This is a genomic window from Silvanigrella sp., from assembly GCF_044369315.1.
Classification (GTDB): Bacteria; Bdellovibrionota_B; Oligoflexia; order Silvanigrellales; family Silvanigrellaceae; genus Silvanigrella.
The window spans coordinates 1-2,756 of sequence record NZ_JBIPMD010000336.1 but is presented as its reverse complement, the minus strand read 5'-3'; the positions used below and the strand labels follow the sequence as shown (position 1 = coordinate 2,756).

Below are 2,756 nucleotides of genomic sequence, written 5' to 3'. Positions count from 1 at the left end.
AATCATCATGCACCCCATTCCGGGCTTGCAATGATGAGTCCAATACAGTATCAAAATTCACATTAATCATGTGTCAACTCAAATGGGGTCCATAGCACAGCATATAGTATGATTGAGTTAAAAAAAGAAGAAATAGTTAAATTGATGGATATTAATATCAGAACCGCTAATATTTATTTTAAAATGGATCGTTTTCATTCTTTATTTCATTTTGAAGAGACGATAGACAATACAATAAGGATAGGCTGTAGGCAGTCTAAAATCGTTTTGAAGCAAATAGATAGAGCTCAAAAGGTACTAGCAGCTAACACTTCTCAAAATAGAATTAAATTAAAAATAATTGAACCATTTAAGGTACAAGATGGAGAAAGAAATTTAGCAATTGTAAATTGGGCTATTGGGTACAAATGGAATGGATATTCTGAAATCCAAACATTAAATAAAATAAGTTTACGTGTTAAGTTAATTCCAAATTTTGAAACTTCAAAGTCGTGCAAAGAAAATCAGTTAAAATGTACAGTTCATTCTATATTTTCTAATAGAAAAGAATTGTTTGGAATAGGAAAAATAATTTTACCATCTTGGATGGAAGACGATAAATTGTTCCTTAAACGAGCATCAATTAAAATTTCAAGGCAAGATAAACTTAGTTTTAGATTAAATATCGAGCAAAGTAACATTATAGTAACAAAAGCTTGCTTTATTTTGAGGCCATTAAATTCTAGTAGGAGTGAAACTCCGTGGGGTTTTTCTTGCGGAGCTGTACAGAGCTTTCCACTAAGCATTACAAACAAAGAAAAAATGAGTCTTTCTTTTAAAAAGGTTCAAAATTTTTCTCCAAGTGAATTAAATTTCCAGGGTCCAACAGGGACTTTGCTTTCCTTTCCTATAAAACAAACAAATGTAAAAATAAATGCAGTCACTTTTAATCAACGCATTGGATTTTTTTATGAGGGAAAAATGCTGCTTTGTTTGGTTAAAAATAGGCATTATAAGTTAAAAAATGTTTTGCCAAAGCTTAAAGATCTTTTAGGTAAAACAGCTCATTTAAATTTTATTTCGGTGATACATATGAGGAAAAATACTAAAGCTTATCAAATTCTAGCTTCTCAACTTTACAGCAAAAACATAAATCCAATTAATTCAAGTCAGATTTGCGGTTATAAATCTTCTAAAGCTGAAAATTTGAACTCTTATTTTATAAAAAGAGCGAAATATCTTGGGGTATCACTTGAGGAATATTTGAGAGGAACGCAGCAGCCAATTCACAAAACAGAATTTGAAGAAGAAAATAAAATTCCATTTTAAATTTTTAATTTCTATCAATAGAAATTAAAATACTTTCTATAAACTTTTTTAGTATAATCAACATATTCATGTTATTAAAGGAATATTCTTATAAATCTCTTTCGGAGAAAGTTGCAATCCTCCGAAAGATTCGATATTTTTATTTCGGAGGATATGCAAACTTTCCGAAAAAGGTATTTATAATGGACTCTAAATTTGAAAAATTTATTCGATTAACTGAATCATCAAATGATCATGAAGCATTATCTGCTTTGAGATATGCTCAAAACCTTTGCATAAAAAACGGAGTAAATTTTTCAGATTTTATAATCAATAGTTGTAACGGCGCGCATTCCTAGGAGCATGGGCGCGCACTTATCCGAAAATTTGGGCGCAAATTAATTGAAATTATCGTTTTACTTCGGCGCACATTAAATGAAATCGGGAGAATCTCGGTGCACGCTATTTGAAATCGGGCGCACGATAATTGAATTTATAATATCTTCAGTTTCAATTCTTTATTCATCAATATTATCAATCGCTTTATCATCATACTTTTCCCTAGCTGTCTTGATTGCATTTTTCAATTTCTCTTCAAGAACCTCACGAGGTGGAAGTTCGGTTAAATATTGTGCGACGTGAATCCCGCTTTTATCCAATTCTAATAACTCTACATGCTCTTGTCTTTTTTCAGCACAAAGTATTAGGCCTAAAGGATGCTCTTCTCCTGGTTTCCGTTCGTGTTTATCAAGCCAGCGTAGATAAAGCTCAACTTGTCCCTTGTAACTTGCTTTGAATTTACCAAGTTTTAATTCAATTACGATTAGTCTGCGTAAACTTCGATGAAACATTAATAAATCAATATAAAAATCTTCATTATCTATTGTTATTCTTTTTTGTCTCGCAATAAATGAAAAATCTCCTCCTAATTCTTGAAGAAATAAGCATAACTCATCTAAAATTGCACTTTCAAAATCAGATTCACTAAAGAAATCTGGAAGCTTTAAAAAGTTTAAAATATATGGATCTTTAAAAACAAGATCAGGAGTCAATTTGTCATTTTTATTTAAATTTTCTAATTCTTGTCTGATTAATTTATCTGGTTTTTTAGAAATAGCCGTTCTTTCAAAGAGCATTCCATCAATTTTATTTCTTAACTCACGAACGCTCCAATTTTCAATACGGCACATTTCAGTATAAAAGTCCCTTTTTAATTGGTCTTCTATAGCAATTAATTCAATAAATTTTGACCAAGACAATAGTGGCGACAGTGTCACCACTATTTTTTCCTCTGGAAAAAGCTTAGAAAATCTAACCATTCTAAAAAGAGATCTCGAGTCAAATTGATCCTCCCCTAAGAAAGTAGACACCCAGATCCGAAAAAAACTTATAGGAAAGAGGTGTTGAAATGGTGTTAACCAAAAGAAGGTATACAAGCGAATTCAAGCAAGGGGCGATTGAGCTTACAA

3 protein-coding genes are annotated in these 2,756 nt (G+C 31.2%); 2 read left to right on the top strand and 1 reads right to left on the bottom strand.

What is annotated here, in order from left to right:
* Positions 1–108: 108 nt before the first annotated feature.
* Positions 109–1,308 carry a hypothetical protein gene (locus ACIQ56_RS16445; RefSeq protein WP_397602121.1) on the top strand — a complete coding sequence of 400 codons (1,200 nt, stop codon included), beginning with the start codon at positions 109–111 and terminating at the stop codon, positions 1,306–1,308.
* Between the two features lie 182 nt (positions 1,309–1,490).
* Complete coding sequence (locus ACIQ56_RS16440) at positions 1,491–1,646, top strand: hypothetical protein (protein ID WP_397602120.1); 156 nt, start codon at positions 1,491–1,493, stop codon at positions 1,644–1,646.
* Positions 1,647–1,805: 159 nt separating this feature from the next.
* On the opposite strand, the gene ACIQ56_RS16435 is transcribed toward ACIQ56_RS16440, so the two are convergent.
* Complete coding sequence (locus tag ACIQ56_RS16435; protein WP_397602119.1) at positions 1,806–2,657, bottom strand: YhcG family protein; 852 nt, start codon at positions 2,655–2,657, stop codon at positions 1,806–1,808.
* Positions 2,658–2,756: the final 99 nt, after the last annotated feature.

What these genes read in the sequence shown, in the direction of transcription:
- ACIQ56_RS16445 (WP_397602121.1), top strand. Translation starts at nt 109, where the DNA reads ATGATTGAGTTAAAAAAAGAAGAAATAGTTAAATTGATGGATATTAAT.
- ACIQ56_RS16440 (WP_397602120.1), top strand. Translation starts at nt 1,491, where the DNA reads ATGGACTCTAAATTTGAAAAATTTATTCGATTAACTGAATCATCAAAT.